We start from the raw sequence: 15,925 nt of genomic DNA, 5'->3' as shown, positions 1-15,925 counted from the left end.
CCGCGACTACACCGACAACCCCGACGAGCCCGTCGCGCCTTGACAAGCACCCCCGCGCCGTAGTCACAATCAGCTTCGGGGTGGTGGGCCCCACTCTCACGACACGTACTGATCCCGCAACTTCCGCTTGTACAGCTTCCCATTGGGATCCCGAGGCAACTCAGGCAAGTAATCCACCGACCGAGGCAACTTGAACCGAGCCAACCGAGTCTCCGCATACGCGAGCAGCTCAGCAGTCAACTCGTCCGACCCCTCAACGCCGTCCGCAGGCTGCACCACAGCCTTGATCTCCTCGCCCCAATCCTCGTGCGGGATGCCGAACACGGCGACGTCCGCGATCTTCGGGTGCATCACCAGCTCGCCCTCAATCTCCGCCGGATAAATATTCACCCCGCCGGAAATGATCATGTCCGCCTTGCGATCGTGCAAGAACAGATACCCGTCCTCGTCAAGATGCCCGACGTCACCCAACGTGAACAAATCCCCGACCCGAGCCTTCTCAGTCTTGGCCTTGTCCCGGTGATACTCGAACTTCGAGTCGCCCATCTTCATGTAAACCGCACCGGTCTCGCCCGTAGGCACCTCGTCACCGGCATCGTCGAGGATCTTGATCGTCGACCCCGGCCACGGCAACCCAACCGACCCGGGCTTCCGCAACCAGTCCTCGCCGTTGATCACCGTCCCGCCGCCTTCGGTGGCCGCGTAGTACTCGGTAACCACCGGTCCCCACCACTCCAGCATCTGCCGCTTGACCTCAAGCGGACAAGGCGCAGCCCCGTGAATCATCACCCGCAACGAGCTGTGGTCGTATTTCGCGCGCACCTCCTCCGGCAGGCCAAGCAACCGCCGGAACTGAGTCGGCACCATATGGCTGTGCGTGACCCGATGCCGCTCGATCAACCGCAGCATTTCCTCGGCGTCCCACCGGTCCATCAACACCGCGGTATGCCCCAGCTGCAGCGAAATAGCCACAAAATTCAGCACCGCCGTGTGATACAGCGGAGACCCGCACAAATGCACATGATCATCGAACGGCTGCAGCCCGAACACCCCGAAGAACCATGTAGACGCAGCAGGCACCTGATCCGGATCAGCCCCGGTCAACGGCCGCTTGACGCCCTTAGGCCGCCCAGTCGTGCCAGAGGTGTAGAGCATCGGCGAACCAGCGGTCCGATCGTCCGGCCGCCCGTCGCCCAACCCAGCGCCCAATTCCTCGGCACGACGGAAGCCCGGCACCGAGCCGACGGCGAACCGCGCCGAAGCAGGCAACCCAGCCTCGTCAGCCGCCGCCACCGCCACCTCAGCGAACCGCTCATGCGCCAGAAACGCCTTGGCCCCGCTGTCGGAGAGGATGTACGCGACTTCCGGACCGACGAGGTGCCAGTTCACCACCACCACGTACAGCCCGGTCTGGATCGCCGCGAAGTACGCCGCGACCAGGTCGTCGCCGTTCGGCAGCAGCAGCACCACCGAATCGCCGACGCCGAGCCCCAGCTCTCGCAAGCCTGACGCGTACCGGTTGGCTTTCGCCGTCAGTTCGCCGTAGGAGATTTCCCGCCCGTCCGGATCCACCAGCGCCACCCGGGCGGGCTCGGCCGCGGCGATGGTCCACAGTCCCAGGTCCATCTTCCAAATCTAGAACGCGTTCCACATAGACACAACAGGTTCCTTGCCTCGGATTCGAGAACGTGTTTCACTCGAAGCCGTGACGGTTTCGGATGCCCCTCTGTCGGCGCCGCTCAACGTCGGCTTCGACTACACCCGTTCCACCGGCCCGGTGCTCGGCCGCTTCGTCAACGCCCTGCGCGAACGCCGGATCGAGGGCGTGCGCGGCAGCGACGGACGCGTGCACGTGCCGCCGGTCGAGTACGACCCGGCCACCGCGGACCCGTTGACGGAGTTCGTCCCGGTGAGCGCGGAAGGCGTTGTCGTTTCCTGGTCCTGGTGCGCGGATCCGCTCGACGGCCAGCCGCTGTCGCGTCCGTTCGCCTGGGTGCTGGTGAAACTCGACGGCGCGGACACCAGTCTGCTGCACGCGCTCGACGCCGGTTCCCCGGACAATGTCCACATCGGACAGCGCGTGCGCGTGCGGTGGGCGGACGAGACCGTCGGCCACATCCGCGACATCGCATACTTTCTGCCTGCGGACGCGCCGGACACCACCCCCACCGAGGCTCCCCCGCCGGTGGCGAAACGCGAAGAGGGCGCGCCGGTCAGCGTGATCATCACGCCAGTGCACCTGAAGTACCAGCATTCCGCGTCGCCGGAGGAAAGCCGGTACCTGCGCGGCCTCGCCGAAGGCCGGATGCTCGGTCAGCGCTGCCCGGAGTGCGGCAAGGTCTACATCCCGCCGCGCGGCGCGTGCCCGGTGGACGGCGTGCCGACCACCGACGAGGTGGAACTGCCCGACACCGGCATCGTCACGACGTTCTGCATCGTCAACGTGCCGTTCCTCGGCCAGCGCATCAAACCGCCGTACGTCGCGGCGTACATCCTGCTCGACGGGGCCGACATCGCCTTCCTGCACCTCGTGCTCGGCTGTGCCGCGGAGGACGTCCGGATGGGCATGCGCGTGCGCGCCAACTGGCGGCCGCGCGAGGAATGGTGGACGTCGCTGGAGAACATCAGCCACTTCGAGCCCACCGGCGAGCCGGACGCCGCGTACGAGACCTTCGCCCACCACCTGTGAGGAACCATGCCTGAAGTAGCCGTAGCCGGTTTCGCGCAGGCGCCCAACGTCCGCAAGACCGAGGGCACCACCAATGGCGTGGAAATGCTCGTGCCGATCCTCGCCGAGGCGTTCGCCGCCACCGGACTGTCCAAACAAGACATCGGGTTCTGGTGCTCCGGATCATCGGATTACCTTGCCGGGCGTGCGTTTTCGTTCATCGCCGCGGTCGACGCGCTGGGCGCGTTCCCGCCGATCAACGAGTCCCATGTGGAAATGGACGCCGCGTGGGCGCTGTACGAGGCGTGGCTGAAGATCCGCACCGGCGAGGTCGACACCGCGCTCGTGTACGGCTTCGGCAAAGCCAGCGCCGGGCAGCTCCGCCGCGTCATGGCGATGCAGCTCGACCCGTACCTCGTCACTCCACTGTGGCCCGATTCGCTGGCGATCGCCGGTCTGCAGGCCCGATTGGGCCTCGAAGGCGGGCTGTGGTCCGAAAAGGACCTGGCCGAAGTCGCCGCCCGATCGCGCGCGGACGCGGTGAACAATCCGGCCGCGCAGCTGTCCGGAACCGTGGACGTCGCCGATCTGCTCGACACTCCGTACGTCGCCGATCCCCTTCGCGCACATGACATCGCGCCGGTGACAGACGGCGCGTCGGTGATCATCCTGGCGTCGGAGGAACGAGCCCGCGACCTCGTCGAGCGGCCCGCGATCATCTCCGGGCTGGAGCATCGCATCGACTCCCCCGTCCTGGGCGCGCGCGACCTCACCCGCTCCCCGTCCACTGCCATTGCTGCGGCCCGGCTTGATCTCGACGGCGTCGAACTGGCCGAACTGCACGCGCCGTTCACGCACCAGGAACTCATCCTGCGCCGCGAACTCGGCTTCGATGACAGCGTGCGGATCAGCCCGTCCGGCGGCGCGCTCACCGGGAATCCGATGTTCTCCGCCGGTCTCGCGCGGATCGGCGAGGCCGCCACGCGGATCCATCGCGGCGAGGCGGCCAAGACGCTCGCCCACGCCACCAGCGGACCCGCCCTGCAGCAGAACCTCCTCGCCGTGCTGGAGGCACGATGACCAAGCAGCTCGCCGCGGTGCTCGGGACCGGGCAGACGCACCACCGCGCTAAGCGCACCGACGTGTCGATGGCCGGTCTGCTCCGCGAAGCGATCGACCGCGCGATGGCGGACGCCCAGGTCGGCTGGGACGACATCGAGGCCGTCGTGATCGGCAAGGCGCCGGACCTGTTCGAGGGCGTCATGATGCCCGAGCTGTTCCTCGCGGACGCGTTGGGCGCGAACGGAAAGCCGTTGATTCGCGTGCACACCGCGGGATCGGTCGGCGGGTCGACCGCGCTGGTCGCCGCTTCGCTGGTCCAGTCCGGCGTGCACCGGCGCGTGCTGACGGTGGCGTTCGAGAAGCAGTCCGAGTCGAACGCGATGTGGGGCTTGTCGATCCTGCCGCCGTTCCAGATGCCGGTCGGCGCTGGAGCCGGTGGCTACTTCGCGCCGCACGTGCGGTCTTACATCCGCCGCTCCGGTGCGCCCGAACACATCGGCGCGATCGTGGCGGCGAAGGATCGACGCAATGGCGCGCTGAATCCGTTCGCGCACTTGCAACAGTCCGACATCACGGTCGAGTCGGTGCAGGCGTCACAGATGCTGTGGGACCCGATCCGGTACGACGAAACGTGTCCGTCCTCCGATGGCGCCTGCGCGATGGTGCTTGGCGACGAAGCCGCCGGAGACGCTGTTCCGGGCGGCGCGGCCTGGATCCACTCGACGGCGATGCGGACCGAGCCCACGACGTTCGCCGGACGCGACCAGGTCAGCCCGCAAGCCGGACGTGACGCCGCGGCCGCGTTGTGGCGCGACGCGGGCATCACCGATCCGCTGTCCGAAGTGGACGTCGCGGAGATCTACGTGCCGTTCTCCTGGTTCGAGCCGATGTGGCTGGAAAACCTCGGCTTCGCCGCCGAAGGCGAAGGCTGGAAGATCACCGAGGCCGGCGACACCGCGATCGGCGGACGACTGCCGGTGAACCCGTCGGGCGGCGTGCTGTCGTCGAATCCTATTGGTGCGTCCGGGATGCTGCGGTTCTCCGAAGCGGCGAAGCAGGTGATGGGCCGCGCTGGCGATTACCAAGTGGACGGTGCCCGAGTCGCATTAGGACACGCCTACGGCGGCGGCTCGCAGTACTACAGCATGTGGGTGGTGGGAGCGGCCAAGCCCTCGTGAGCGGCAATCCCGGTTAGAACCGTGATCAACACTCACGAGTCCTTCCGCCGCCCCCTCAACGCGAAGAGTGTCCCCAGCGCCCCGATCACCGCGCCCAGCACCGCAGCCCGCGCGCTGTGCTGTTTGGGCGCGATGATCGGGCGTAGCTGCGTCGCGGCCGGGGGCTGGACCGGTTTGCGCGGCGCGTCACGGGCGGTGGCGGTCCAGGCGGTGATGTACACGAGCATCCGCGCGATCAGCGAGATGAAGAACAGCAGACCGATCACCGAGCCGAACGCCACGCCGGACGGCGATTTGCTGATCAAGTTCAAGTAGAACCCGCCGGCCTGCTTCAACAGCTCGAACCCCACTGCCGCCGCGACCGCGCCGCGCATCGCGCTGCGCCAGCCGACGCGTTCCCGCGGCAGCCGGGTGAGCACCCACAGGAAAACCATCCAGTCGGCGAGCAGCGCCAGCGGCACCGAGACGAACGACAGCAGATTGTGCCCCCAGCTCGTGTCCTCGACGCCGACCAGCCCCAGCAGCGAACGGCCGACCGCGGTGCCGGACACCGAGATCCCGAACGACACCAGCAGCGCCGCGGCCAGACCGAGCAACGCCAGCACGTCGGTCAGGATCGTGCGCAGCAGCGGCCCCTCGGACCGGTTCTGTCCGTACATCGCGGTGAGCGCGTCCCGCAGCGCGTTCATCCAGTTCCAGCCCGAGTACAGGCCCACGACCAGACCGGCGACCCCGACGCCGGTGCGCTGCTCCACGAACCCGGTCAGGATCGACGACACCTGCTCGCCGATCGGGCCGGGCAGCGAACCGGAGATGCCGCGCACCAGCGCGTCGAGCAGATGCGGCTGCGTCGCCAGGACGAACCCGGCCGCCGACGACGACAGCATCAGGATCGGCACCAGCGACAGCAGGCTGAAGTAGGTAATCGACGCGACGTAGTGGTAGCCGCCGTAGTCGATGTACCGGTTGGTGGCGCGAGCGATGTGGTCCAGCCATCGATACCGGGCACGCGCGCGGGCCCATCTGCTCGGCCCAGGGGTCTTGCGGGAACGCTTCACTGTCACTGTCTACCCAGCGGACGCGCTGTTTGTCGCAAAAGACACGCATTCAGGCCAGTACGACCGGGGCGTGCCCGTCGTCACGCGGCAGCGGCTCGTCGGTCGTGGCGAAGACGGTCGCGCCGAGGAAGTCAAGTTCGCAGCCCAGCGTCGCGAGGAACGGGGTGTCGGCGGCGTCGCGTCCGGTCGCGATGCGGAGCATGGTTTGGCGCGGGGCCAGCCGGGTGGCGTCGAAGACGTACCAGCGGCCGTCGATGCCTGCTTCGAAGACCGCGTGAAAGTCCATCGGCTGCAAGCCCGGCGCGTACACCGAGGTGTAGCGCGCGGGGACGTCCACGAGTCGGCACAGCGCGACGCATACGTGTGCGAAGTCGCGACACACGCCTTCGCCAGCGAGAAGCGTGTCGATGGCGTCGTGGGTCGGACTGCTGGAGCCGACGACGTACGCGAGCCGGCGGTGCACGTGCTCGACGATCGCCTGCACCCGCTCCCGCGCGGTGGCCAGATCACCGATGCCCAGCGGCAGGAGTCCGCCCATCCGGTCGGACGGGCAGTACCGGCTCGGCCGCGTGTAGCGCGCGACGTCGGCGAGCGTGACGGGTTCAGCGTTGCCTCGGTGCAGCACGCGCTCGCCGTGATAGGCGACGCGATGCTCGCCCTCGGCGAGGTCGTAAACCTCCGCGCGAGTGCCGTGTTCGAACTCGGCGGTGCGCGCGGAACCGGCGTCGGACACGGTGAGTTCACCGGCGTCCGCGCGCACGGCGGCGACCGAAACCGCGGCGAGGCCGGGTTTCGTCACCCGGACGCCGAATTCCACGTCTACCGTCGTGCGCACGGGGCCATCATGCCGGTGCGTCGTGCTCGTTGCCGGTCAGGTGCGCCGCCCGGGCGTTTCGCCTGCTCAGGCTGCCCGGTCTGCCCAGTCTGCTCAGGCGTAGCGGACCTGGTAGTGCTTGATCCCGTTGAGCCAGCTGGAACGCAGCCGCTCGGGCGCGGCCGCCTCGGCGATGTTCGGCATCACGTCGGCGATCGCGTTGAAGATCAGGTCGATCTCCAGCCGGGCCAGGTTCGCGCCGATGCAGTAGTGCGAACCGGTGCCGCCGAAGCCGACGTGCTGGTTGTCCTCGCGCATGATGTCGAACTTGCCGGGCTCGTCGAAGACCTCGGGGTCGAAGTTGGCCGAGCTGTAGAACATCCCGACGCGGTCGCCCTTGCGGATCTGCGCGCCGCCCAGTTCGGTGTCGCGGGTCGCGGTGCGCTGGAACGCGACGACCGGCGTCGCCCAGCGGACGATCTCGTCCGGCGCGGTCTTCGGGCGCTTCTCCTTGAAGAGGTCCCACTGCTCCGGGTGGTCGAGGAACGCCTTCATGCCGTGCGTGATGGCGTTGCGGGTGGTCTCGTTGCCCGCGACGGCCAGCAGGATCACGAAGAAGCCGAACTCGTCGGAGCCGAGCGATTCGCCGTCGACGTCGGCCTGGACGAGCTTGGTGACGATGTCGTCCATCGGGCAGCGGCGGCGGTCCTCGGCCATGTTCCAGGCGTAGCCGACGAGTTCCGCGGACGCGGCGATCGGCTCGAGGTCGTATTCCGGGTCGTCGTAGGCGATCATCTGGTTGGACCAGTCGAAGATCTTGAGCCGGTCCTCCTGCGGGACGCCGATCAGCTCGGCGATCGCCTGCAGCGGCAGCTCGCACGCGACGTCGGTGACGAAGTCGCCCGAGCCCTTTTTCTTGGCCTCGTGGACGATTCGCTCGGCGCGGTCGCGCAGCGTGTCTTCGAGCTTCGCGATCGAGCGCGGGGTGAACCCCTTCGACACGATGCGGCGGAGCTTGGTGTGCTGCGGCGCGTCCATGTTCAGCAGGACGAGCCGGTTGGCGTCGAGGCCCTCGGCGGTCATCTGGTCGTCGAACCGGATGATCGCGGTCTTTTCCCTCGACGAGTAGAGCTCGCTGTCGCGCGAGACCGCCTTGACGTCGGCGTGTCGCGTGACGACCCAGTAGCCGTCGTCGCCGAATCCGGCGGTGTTGTGCGGCTGCGGGTTCCACCAGACGGGCGCCGTGCGGCGGAGTTCGGCGAACTCCTCCAGGGGCAGCCGGCTGGCGTAGAGGTCCGGATCGGTGAAGTCGAAACCGGCGGGCAAAAGCGGGGCTGCCACGGCTTGGCCTCCTGCGCGGGATCGGCGGTGATACCCAACTGCAACGCGTTCTATGACCCCAGTAGAGCATACGGTGTTTACCAACGGAACCCGCTTGAGTGAAACCTGTTTACTTTACCGTTCCAGATACGATCCGCGCAGGTGAGCGCTAGCTCAGTCTTCAGTGATCGACTTCCGCTCTTTCGTGGGCCTGCTTGTGCTAAATAGGAACGTGTTCTAGTTTTGCGGGTAGGAAAGCTCGGAAAGGGGACACTCGTGGGCGAACCGGTGATCGTGGCCGCGGCACGCACGCCGATCGGCAAGCGCGGCGGCTGGCTGTCCGGCCTGCACGCGGCCGAACTGCTGGGCGCGGCCGTGCGCGGCGTGGTCGACCGGGCCGGCATCGACCCGGCCCAGGTGGAGCAGGTGATCGGCGGAGCGGTCACGCAGGCGGGCGAGCAGTGCGGCAACCTGACCCGCACCGCGTGGCTGCACGCGGGCCTGCCGGAATCGACCGGAGCCACGACGATCGACGCACAATGCGGTTCGGCGCAGCAGGCCGCACACCTGATCGCCGGCCTGATCGCGGCGGACGCGATCAGCGTGGGCGTGGCGTGCGGGGCCGAAGCGATGAGCCGCGTGCCTCTTGGCGCGAACCGCGGCGAGGGCGTCGGCTCCCCCAAACCGGACGCGTGGTCGATCGACATGCCGGACCAATACGGTGCGGCAGAACGGATCGCGGCCCGTCGAGGCATCACGCGCGAAGACGTCGACGCTTTCGGCGTGCGGTCCCAGCGCAATGCCGCCGCGGCTTGGGCCGCCGGACATTTCACGCGGGAGATCGTGCCGGTCGCCACGGAAGCCGGTGTGGTGGACCGGGATCAGGGACTGCGAGAGACCACAATGGAGGGTCTGGCCCGGCTGAAGCCGGTGGTACCGGACGGAATCCACACGGCCGGCTCGTCGTCCCAAATCTCCGACGGCGCCGCCGCCGTGCTGATCATGGACGCTTCGCTGGCCCGCTCACTGGGCCTGCGTCCGCGCGCCCGAATCCGGCGGCAGGCATTGGTCGGAGCGGAGCCGTACTACCACCTGGACGGTCCGGTTCAAGCCACTGCGCGGGTTTTGGACGCGGCCGGGATGAAGATCGGCGACGTGGACCTGTTCGAGGTGAACGAGGCATTCGCGTCGGTCGTGCTTTCGTGGCAGCGCATGCACAATCCGGACGAGTCGCGGGTGAACGTCAACGGCGGGGCCATCGCTTTGGGACATCCGGTGGGAAGCACCGGGGCTCGGCTGTTGACTACGGCGTTGCATGAGCTGGAGCGACAGGACAAGACTACGGCGCTGGTGTCGATGTGCGCTGGCGGCGCGATGGCTACGGCGACGATTTTGGAACGGATGTGAGCTGCCCGGCCCGGCTTTTCTGCTGGCTGGCACCGCGTTCCTTCCGCTGTGGCAATGAAACTCTCGCGGTTGGACCCGACGGGATCGATGCTGCCGCTGTCGCGCGCGCGGGAAAATCCGCCGCGCCCAGCGTATTTCTCGGGGCACGCGACCCCGGCTAGGTTCGTCAGGGCCGGTCGTCTGTCCAGAAGCAGAACGGATGCCCGGCCGGGTCCAGCAACACCCGCACATCCTGTTGCGGCTGAAACTCCGCCACCCGCGCACCCGCGGCGGCCGCCTTCGCGACGGCGGCCGCCAATGCGGAGCGACCGTCGACCTCGAAGTCGAGGTGCAGCTGCATCTGCTGCTCCCCGGCGCTGGCCGGCCACACCGGCGGCACATACTGCTCCTCCAGCTGAAACGACAGCCCCGCCCCGCCTTCCGGCGGACGCAAGGTGACCCACTCCGGCTCGTCAGTGCCGATCGGCCACCCGAGCAACTCCCGGTAGAACTCGGCCAGCGCCCGAGGTTCGGGCGCGTCGAGCACGGTGGACGTGAGTTTCATCAGCCCAGGTTAGAGCTTCGGCTGGCTTGCCCGGGCTGTTCCCGCTCACAGCCCCGCCTGGCCAACTCACCTCGACCGGCGTGCATCGCCACTACACGCGGGCCACCTCACCTCAACGGGCTGGCCCCGCCACGCCTTCCAGCCACCTCACCTCAACCGGCTCGCTCCCCCACGCCATCCAGCCACCTCACCTCAACCAGCCGACCTCCTCAAGCCGCCGTCATCCCTCCCCTTCACCCCAGCTCCAGCTCCGTCCGCACCGCCGGACCGTTGTCCGGCCTTGCGAAGCGCACCCAGCTCCCCGGGTGCCACGACTCAACCCACAGCGTGTTGTCCTCCACCCACGTCACCACGGCCTCCCGCAGGTCCAGCCGGAACAGGTGGCTCTCCTGCCCCTCCTGGATCCGCGCCACCTCCGCCGCGTCGGTGATCTCCACTGCGTGACCGGCGATCTTCGCGTCGCCGCCTTCCTCGATGCCGGGGTAAGCGTGGAGGGCGAAGCGGTCGTCGCGCTGGAGGTCGCGAGCTTTGCGGGCGTCGAGCATCGACCCGAGGTAGGCCTCGCCGTCCCGGAAGTCGATCTCCGAGCCGCTCACCCGGGGCGATCCGTCGCGTCGGAGCGTGGCCAGGACGTGCGAATCCGCGGCGGCGAAGCGGGCTCGTACGCGCGAGGCCAGCGACGGGGCGGCGGCACTGAACTCATCCCAACTCGTCATTCCCGGAGTCTCGCACCCGCCACCGACAAAAACCGGCGTCCCGGAAGCGATCGGGTGACTCGGGTTGTGCTTGACTCTCGGCATGATCGCGGAAGATGCGGAGACTGCCGAGCATCGCTGTCCGGTCGAGGGCGGCGAGCTGGCCGTCCGCACGACCGGCGAGGGACCGCTGCTGTTGCTGGTCCCCGGCGGGACCGGCGCGGCGGACTCGTTCCGGGCGCTGGTCAAGCTTTTGCGCACGGACTTCACCGTGATCACCTACGACCGGCGCGGGCATTTCGCCAGCACGGACACCACGACCGGACCCGTCCCGGTGTCCCGGCAGGCGGACGACGCGCTCGCCGTCCTCGCCCACGTCGGCGGGAGCGGGCCGGTTTCGATGTTCGGGACCAGTGCCGGCGCGCTGATCGGGCTGGACCTCGTCGCGCGGTATCCGGATCGGGTGGCCGCGTTCGTCGCGCACGAACCGCCCGCGATCCAGCTGATGCCGGACGCCGCCGGGATTCTCGAGGCCGCGGCGGCGCAGGTGCGGTTGGCCCGTTCGGGTGACCTGATGGGCGCGGTCAAACGGTTCGCAGACGGGATCGCCGGGGCCGCCTTGCCGGACCTGCCGAATCTGCGGCTGCCCAACGAAAGCGACTGGCTCCGGCTGTTCGACCGCGAGTTGACCGAGTTCTTCGACTATCTGCCGGACTTGCGTGCGCTGCGCCGCACGAACACCGAGATCGTGCCGGTCGCCGGGGAGGCCAGCCGCGGCTGGTATCACTACCAGCCCGCCAAGATCCTCGCGCTCGAACTGGGGTTGCCGTTCACCGAAACGCCGGGTGCGCACCTGGCGCCGCAACGGAATCCGGCCAAATTCGCTGCCGCGCTGAAGGAACTCCTCGCCAACGCCTGAAAGCCGTGAGGGGAACCCTGAGGGAATCAGATTCCCTCAGGGTTCCCCTCACGAACCGCGATGGTCCAGGAGGCGACCTTCACGCGGCGGAAGCGGGCGCGGCAACCCGCTTCCGCCGCGGAAACTCCCGTATCAACCCCGGCACAATCGCCAACAGCAGCAGCCACAAGAACCGCGCCGGAGTCAGGCCGCCGCCGACCGTGCCGAGAACAGCCGGAATCCCCGCCCCGGCGAGCACCGCGACGAAATCCCACCGCTTCCACGTCTTGGAAGCCACCCGCGCGGCCGCGCCCACCATCGTGAACGCCGCGACGCACCCGCACAGCATCCACCGCGTCCCCGCGGCGATGTGCCCGTGCTCGACAGACTCCACGGCATCCCCGAAACCCGCCGCCAGCGCGGCCAGCAGACCCGCCACCAGACAATGCACCGGCAGCAAAACCCTGGGCCCCCAAGCGGTCTGGGACAGATAGGGAATCCCGCCGAATCCCTGGAACAGCGCCGCGCCCCACAAAGCCGCGAGCAGCGCCAGAACCCCGAGAACGGTCGAGAGCAACGGCCATTCCCAGTCCGGGATCTCGGTCATCGCGTCGGTGACCGTCAGAACGCCCTCGCCCAGCACGATGATCGTGAAAAGCCCCAGCCGCTCGCCGAAATGCGCGAGGTCCAGATGCGCGAAAGCCAGCCCGGGCGCCGGGCGCCTGGACTGGGAGACCCGTTCCGCCACCTTGGCCGCGACCTGTTCGCCCGACATGGTCAGCCCGGCCACCAGGTCGATCCCCAGCCCAAGCGCCCACAGCGCGTACTTCCACGGCCCCTCTACCCAGAACGAAACCACCCACGGCACGACGCCCATCCCGGCGTGCACCACCGGCCATTCGACGATGATCCGCGTGTTTTCCCGGCCTTCCCAAACCCGGCTCGCGAGCGCGCGCACCGCCACGTAGGAGAAGGCGAAGCCCTGCGCGTGCTCGCCGAGGTCGTGCACCGAACCGGCCATGAAAACCAGCCCGGCCATCGCGAGCAGCACTGGCATGGTGCGGGCCGCGGCGCCGGTGACGTTGCCGTACACGGTGAAGCACATCCACGCGGTCCAGAACGCGAGGAAGCACACGACGTAGAGGCCGGCGTCGCTCCAGGAGGTCGTTCCGCGCACGAGGTGCGAAAGCTGGGCGACGCCGGCGACCGCGACCAGGTCGAAGAAGAGTTCGAGCCAGGACGCGTGGCGTTCCTCGGTTTTCATGATCACGGCGGACAGTATGCCGTGATCATGAAACCGCCGTCCTAAACCGCACGCGCTCCGTCCTGCCACACTTCCCGAACGTTCCCCGCCAACGCCGGGAAATCGTAAATATCGCCCGAAACAACCACGAGGTCCGCACGATAGCCCGGAGCCAACCGGCCCAGTTCTGCATCCTTGCCCAGCAGCTGGGCAGCCGACGACGTGGCGGCGACCAGCACGTCCGCCGGGCTCATCCCGGCGGAGCGCATCAGCTCCAGCTCTTCGAGGTTCGTCCCGTGCGGGCCGACGCCGCTGTCGGTGCCCATCGCGATCCGGACCCCGGCCGCGACTGCCCGGCGCACCGAATCCAGGTGCACCTCCGCGACCTCTTTCGCCTTCTGCACCACGGCGTCCGGCAACGCCGCGCCCGCGGCCGCCGCGCGGATGACGTTCACCGGCGCCACCAGCGTCGGGACCAGCCAGGTGCCGCGCGCGAGCATCAGGTCGATCGCCTCGTCGTCGAGGTAGATGCCGTGTTCGATCGACCGGATCCCGGCGCGGACGGCGTTCTTGATCCCCTCCGAACCCTGCGCGTGGGCCATCACCGCCCGCCCCTGCATGGTCGCCTCGGCGACCAGGACGTCCAGTTCCTCAGGCGTGAACTGCGAATGCCTCGGATCGTCCCGTGGCGAAAGCACGCCGCCGGTGGTGCAGACCTTCAGCACGTCGGCCCCGGCTCGCAACAGGGTGCGCGCGACCCGGCGCATCTCGTCGGGACCGTCCGCCAGCGCGCTCGGGCGACCGGGGTGCGGGAGCGACAGCGGAACGCAATGCCCGGACGGCATCCAGCCGTCGCCGTGCCCGCCGGTCGGGCTGATCAGGCCGACCGCGATTTCCAGGCGGGGCCCGGGAATCAGGCCGTCCGCGACCGCCTGTTTGATGCCGAGGTCGGCCCCGGCGGCGTCGCGCACCGTGGTGATGCCGAGTTTCAGCGTGGTCCACAGGTTCCGGGCCGCCTCGTAGAACTGGTACGAGAACGGCTTCTGCACCCGCTGCAGCAACCCGAGATCCGACACCGTGACGTGCACGTGGCAGTCGAACATGCCGGGCAGCAGCATCGCGCCGGCGCAGTCCACCGCGCGGTCGCCGTCGAGGCCCGTGCCGACCTCGACGATCCGGCCGTCCTCGACCGCGACGTCCGCCGCCGCGGGCGGGCTGCCCGTCCCGTCGAACACCGTGCCGCCGGTGAAAAGGGTCCGCGTCATACCGGTTCTCCTGTCTGCACAACGTCTCCGGACCGGGTCACGGCCCGTTCGATGGCTGCCGCGATCGCGAGCACGACCACGTTAACCGCCAGCCCGACCAGCCCGACGTTCACCGTGCCGACGAGCTTGGTGTCCACAAAGGTCAGCCAGATCACCACGACCTCGCCCGCCAGCAGCCCGGCGAACACCGGGCCCTTGCCGACCGGGACCTTCTTCAGGAAGCCCAGCAGATTCGCCGGAGCCAACTGCACCGATCCCGAGTAGGTGAGCAGCAGCAGGTTCGCCAGCAGGTCCGGCCGGAAGATGCCGAGCACCAGAGCGAGCGCACTGGCCAGCACGACCGTCCCGTGATTGATCCAGAACTGCTTGCGCTCGCTGCGCACCCGGGTGATGTTTCGGGCCACCAGCGAGGAAATACCGATCAGAATCCCCGCCGCGGGCACCATCGCGGTCGCGGTCGCCGCGACAACCACGAGCCCGGTGACCCACCCCGGCAACGCGTCCTTGCTCAACGTCAGCAACACGCCGTTCGGGTCGCTTCCCTTGGGCACCACCAGAATCGCCGCGAAGCCGATGATCATCGGCAGCAACAGGCAAAGCTCGTACACCGGCATCCAGGTGTAATTGCGCCGCAACACCTTCGGATCCCGCGCCGACATCAACGCGGGCCACGTATGCGGCAACGTCATCAGCCCGACACCGATCGCACTCACCAGCATGCTGGTGATGAACCACGTGTGATCGTTCGCCCCGGCGTGCACGAACAACTTCTCCGGATGCAACTGGTCGATCTTGTGGAACACCCCGGAGACGCCGCCGGCGAAATGCGCGGGCACCGCGATGATCAGCACCACGAGTACGACAAGCATGATCGCGTCCTTGAAGTACGACGTCGCCGCCACCCCGCGCAACCCAGCCCACAACACGAACGCGACCACCAGCACACTGCCCGCGATCATGCTGAGCGTCCCAGACGCATGATCACCCGTCACCAGCCGGACGATCAGTCCGAGCCCGGTAATCTGCAGTTGCAGATACGGCAACACGAACACGACGCCAAGGATCGCCGACACCGTGCCCAACGCACGGCTGGAAAACCGGTCCTCGAGGAAGTCGCCCTGGGTCAGGTACCCGCGCTCCTTGCCCATCCGCCAAATCCGCTTGGCAAGAAAAAACAGGACCACGTAAGCGATCGGCACGTACGGCAGCGCATACATCGCCGCCACGCCACCCGAAAACGCCAACCCGGCCATGCCGAGGAAGGTGAAGGTCGTGAAGACCTCACCGGCCTGCAAGAACCACATGGTGAGCGCGCCGAACTTGCGCCCGCCCACGGTCCACTCCGCAAGATCCGCAGCAGGCCGGCGCCGCCCGACGAAGCCGAGCACGCCGATCAACACGATGCCAACGAGCGTAAAGGCCAGGATCATCGTCAATCCTCCTGTCCGCTGCGAGCCATGAGCCGCTCGGACAGCAACAGGGCAGGAGTGAACATCAGACACCACAACGCGCCCCAGACCATCATCTTCGGCAAGCCCAGCCAGAGGCCGGAGGAGTTGACGAAGGGGAGGAACGGCATCAGGACGAGAGCCACGACGGGGACGACCGGAGGGAGATAGTAGCTACGCATGCGCACACGCTGCCAGACGGCGCGGCTCTCGGCAGTGTTTGATGGCGTCGCGGGCGCGTCGAATCCGTCGCTGGCGACTGTGGCCGGATACGCGGTGCTGGGCGGGATCTTCTTCCTGGTTTCGGCGATCCGGCTCGGCCGCG

Annotated in this window: 15 protein-coding genes; 5 read left to right on the top strand and 10 right to left on the bottom strand. The window is 68.1% G+C overall.

Translation table 11 applies throughout. The annotated features are described in order from the left end of the window. Positions 1 to 96: 96 nt before the first annotated feature. Positions 97 to 1,626 (bottom strand): acyl-CoA synthetase, encoded by a 1,530-nt coding sequence (locus tag ACWDNU_RS41430; RefSeq protein ID WP_449672870.1) that lies wholly within the window; start codon positions 1,624 to 1,626, stop codon positions 97 to 99. A 79-nt stretch (positions 1,627 to 1,705) separates the two neighbouring features. Between ACWDNU_RS41430 and ACWDNU_RS41425 the strand changes: the two genes are divergently transcribed. Genes ACWDNU_RS41425 through ACWDNU_RS41415 form a run of 3 tightly spaced genes read left to right on the top strand, consistent with a single transcriptional unit; the run spans position 1,706 to position 4,908 of the window. Continuing rightward, positions 1,706 to 2,689 carry a Zn-ribbon domain-containing OB-fold protein gene (locus tag ACWDNU_RS41425; protein ID WP_449672869.1) on the top strand — a complete coding sequence of 328 codons (984 nt, stop codon included), beginning with the start codon at positions 1,706 to 1,708 and terminating at the stop codon, positions 2,687 to 2,689. Between the two features lie 6 nt (positions 2,690 to 2,695). Then, on the top strand, positions 2,696 to 3,748 hold the full coding sequence (locus ACWDNU_RS41420) for a thiolase domain-containing protein (protein WP_449672868.1): 1,053 nt from the start codon (positions 2,696 to 2,698) through the stop codon (positions 3,746 to 3,748). Next, on the top strand, positions 3,745 to 4,908 hold the full coding sequence (locus ACWDNU_RS41415; RefSeq protein WP_449672867.1) for a thiolase domain-containing protein: 1,164 nt from the start codon (positions 3,745 to 3,747) through the stop codon (positions 4,906 to 4,908). The genes ACWDNU_RS41420 and ACWDNU_RS41415 overlap by 4 nt, the downstream gene beginning before the upstream one ends. A 32-nt stretch (positions 4,909 to 4,940) precedes the next feature. On the opposite strand, the gene ACWDNU_RS41410 is transcribed toward ACWDNU_RS41415, so the two are convergent. From ACWDNU_RS41410 to ACWDNU_RS41400, 3 genes are all read right to left on the bottom strand, one after another. After that, entirely contained in the window at positions 4,941 to 5,972 is a 1,032-nt protein-coding gene (locus ACWDNU_RS41410; protein ID WP_449672866.1) for a YhjD/YihY/BrkB family envelope integrity protein, read from the bottom strand. 43 nt (positions 5,973 to 6,015) lie between these two features. Continuing rightward, the gene (locus tag ACWDNU_RS41405; RefSeq protein ID WP_449672865.1) at positions 6,016 to 6,801 is read right to left on the bottom strand and encodes a transglutaminase-like domain-containing protein; all 786 of its coding nucleotides are present in this window, start codon (positions 6,799 to 6,801) and stop codon (positions 6,016 to 6,018) included. A gap of 93 nt (positions 6,802 to 6,894) precedes the next feature. Continuing rightward, entirely contained in the window at positions 6,895 to 8,121 is a 1,227-nt protein-coding gene (locus tag ACWDNU_RS41400) for a cytochrome P450 (protein WP_370938947.1), read from the bottom strand. A gap of 255 nt (positions 8,122 to 8,376) precedes the next feature. Here ACWDNU_RS41400 and ACWDNU_RS41395 point away from each other — a divergent pair, with 255 nt between their 5' ends. Further along, positions 8,377 to 9,507 carry a steroid 3-ketoacyl-CoA thiolase gene (locus tag ACWDNU_RS41395; protein ID WP_449672864.1) on the top strand — a complete coding sequence of 377 codons (1,131 nt, stop codon included), beginning with the start codon at positions 8,377 to 8,379 and terminating at the stop codon, positions 9,505 to 9,507. Positions 9,508 to 9,673: 166 nt separating this feature from the next. On the opposite strand, the gene ACWDNU_RS41390 is transcribed toward ACWDNU_RS41395, so the two are convergent. Together ACWDNU_RS41390 and ACWDNU_RS41385 are read right to left on the bottom strand one after the other, a co-directional pair. Continuing rightward, positions 9,674 to 10,051 (bottom strand): VOC family protein, encoded by a 378-nt coding sequence (locus ACWDNU_RS41390; protein WP_449672863.1) that lies wholly within the window; start codon positions 10,049 to 10,051, stop codon positions 9,674 to 9,676. Between the two features lie 233 nt (positions 10,052 to 10,284). Beyond that, complete coding sequence (locus ACWDNU_RS41385; RefSeq protein WP_370938949.1) at positions 10,285 to 10,767, bottom strand: pyridoxamine 5'-phosphate oxidase family protein; 483 nt, start codon at positions 10,765 to 10,767, stop codon at positions 10,285 to 10,287. 82 nt (positions 10,768 to 10,849) lie between these two features. Between ACWDNU_RS41385 and ACWDNU_RS41380 the strand changes: the two genes are divergently transcribed. Continuing rightward, positions 10,850 to 11,665, top strand: a complete 816-nt coding sequence (locus ACWDNU_RS41380) for an alpha/beta fold hydrolase (RefSeq protein WP_449672862.1) — start codon at positions 10,850 to 10,852, stop codon at positions 11,663 to 11,665. A 79-nt stretch (positions 11,666 to 11,744) separates the two neighbouring features. Here the strand turns inward: ACWDNU_RS41380 and ACWDNU_RS41375 are convergent, their stop codons facing one another. Genes ACWDNU_RS41375 through ACWDNU_RS41360 form a run of 4 tightly spaced genes read right to left on the bottom strand, consistent with a single transcriptional unit; the run spans position 11,745 to position 15,782 of the window. Beyond that, a complete protein-coding gene (locus tag ACWDNU_RS41375) occupies positions 11,745 to 12,908 on the bottom strand; it encodes a low temperature requirement protein A (RefSeq protein ID WP_449672871.1) in 1,164 nt (387 codons plus the stop codon). A 41-nt stretch (positions 12,909 to 12,949) separates the two neighbouring features. Then, positions 12,950 to 14,152 carry an amidohydrolase family protein gene (locus ACWDNU_RS41370; protein ID WP_449672861.1) on the bottom strand — a complete coding sequence of 401 codons (1,203 nt, stop codon included), beginning with the start codon at positions 14,150 to 14,152 and terminating at the stop codon, positions 12,950 to 12,952. Next, positions 14,149 to 15,582: a sodium:solute symporter family protein gene (locus tag ACWDNU_RS41365; RefSeq protein WP_449672860.1), complete on the bottom strand. Its 1,434-nt coding sequence runs from the start codon at positions 15,580 to 15,582 to the stop codon at positions 14,149 to 14,151. Before ACWDNU_RS41365 ends, ACWDNU_RS41370 begins: the two co-directional genes overlap by 4 nt. A 2-nt stretch (positions 15,583 to 15,584) precedes the next feature. After that, a complete protein-coding gene (locus ACWDNU_RS41360; protein ID WP_449672859.1) occupies positions 15,585 to 15,782 on the bottom strand; it encodes a hypothetical protein in 198 nt (65 codons plus the stop codon). Positions 15,783 to 15,925: the final 143 nt, after the last annotated feature.

This window comes from Amycolatopsis sp. NPDC003676, assembly GCF_053587275.1.
The sequence above is the reverse complement of the archived record's forward strand: the minus strand, read 5'-3'. Positions and strand labels throughout refer to the sequence as shown.

What these genes read in the sequence shown, in the direction of transcription:
- ACWDNU_RS41375 (WP_449672871.1), bottom strand. Translation starts at nt 12,908, where the DNA reads ATGAAAACCGAGGAACGCCACGCGTCCTGGCTCGAACTCTTCTTCGAC.
- ACWDNU_RS41420 (WP_449672868.1), top strand. Translation starts at nt 2,696, where the DNA reads ATGCCTGAAGTAGCCGTAGCCGGTTTCGCGCAGGCGCCCAACGTCCGC.
- ACWDNU_RS41390 (WP_449672863.1), bottom strand. Translation starts at nt 10,051, where the DNA reads ATGAAACTCACGTCCACCGTGCTCGACGCGCCCGAACCTCGGGCGCTG.
- ACWDNU_RS41415 (WP_449672867.1), top strand. Translation starts at nt 3,745, where the DNA reads ATGACCAAGCAGCTCGCCGCGGTGCTCGGGACCGGGCAGACGCACCAC.
- ACWDNU_RS41370 (WP_449672861.1), bottom strand. Translation starts at nt 14,152, where the DNA reads ATGACGCGGACCCTTTTCACCGGCGGCACGGTGTTCGACGGGACGGGC.
- ACWDNU_RS41365 (WP_449672860.1), bottom strand. Translation starts at nt 15,582, where the DNA reads ATGATCCTGGCCTTTACGCTCGTTGGCATCGTGTTGATCGGCGTGCTC.
- ACWDNU_RS41360 (WP_449672859.1), bottom strand. Translation starts at nt 15,782, where the DNA reads ATGCGTAGCTACTATCTCCCTCCGGTCGTCCCCGTCGTGGCTCTCGTC.
- ACWDNU_RS41430 (WP_449672870.1), bottom strand. Translation starts at nt 1,626, where the DNA reads ATGGACCTGGGACTGTGGACCATCGCCGCGGCCGAGCCCGCCCGGGTG.
- ACWDNU_RS41385 (WP_370938949.1), bottom strand. Translation starts at nt 10,767, where the DNA reads ATGACGAGTTGGGATGAGTTCAGTGCCGCCGCCCCGTCGCTGGCCTCG.
- ACWDNU_RS41380 (WP_449672862.1), top strand. Translation starts at nt 10,850, where the DNA reads ATGATCGCGGAAGATGCGGAGACTGCCGAGCATCGCTGTCCGGTCGAG.